The organism is Neisseria sp. P0008.S010 (assembly GCF_051962715.1).
Taxonomy (GTDB): domain Bacteria; phylum Pseudomonadota; class Gammaproteobacteria; order Burkholderiales; family Neisseriaceae; genus Neisseria; species Neisseria elongata.
In genome coordinates this window covers 1-423 of record NZ_JBQCVA010000173.1, presented here as the reverse complement: position 1 = coordinate 423, position 423 = coordinate 1, and the positions used below count along the sequence as shown (strand labels likewise).

General features: G+C 55.3%; 1 protein-coding gene. It reads right to left on the bottom strand.

Translation table 11 applies throughout. The features are described from left to right. Window positions 1–79: 79 nt before the first annotated feature. Window positions 80–337, bottom strand: coding sequence for a hypothetical protein (locus tag ACTHSL_RS13080; RefSeq protein WP_440381694.1), 258 nt, complete (start codon window positions 335–337; stop codon window positions 80–82). Window positions 338–423: the final 86 nt, after the last annotated feature.

Sequence of the window (423 nt, the reverse complement as noted above, 5' to 3'; positions counted from 1 at the left end):
CGGTTCGGGTTAAGGGTAAATCTGATTGCAGGACTGATTAATGCGATGGGATGAATATTTTCGCAAGAGGTCTAATAGATTAACCCGAACCGACACGCTGCCAACGGCTGGCACCGCCATTTATTTCCGCGTTCAATTCTTTAATCCGCGACTTCGTCGCCTGAGCCGCCCGTGCCAAATCACGTTGCGACGCGGCACCGCTTTTGGCCAAACGGTTGTAGGCCGCCTGCGTCCGCTGGATTTCGCGGCGGATTTGGTGTTCGGTGCGGATGCCCAGCCGCGCGGTCGCGCTGTACATCTCCTGATGCTTCAGCTTGACCGCTGCGGCTTTCTGCAACTGCCGGCTGCCTGAGACCTTTGCAAAATCCCCCCAAAATCCCCTAAATTCCCACCAGAACATTTAGGGGATTTCTCATGAGCACC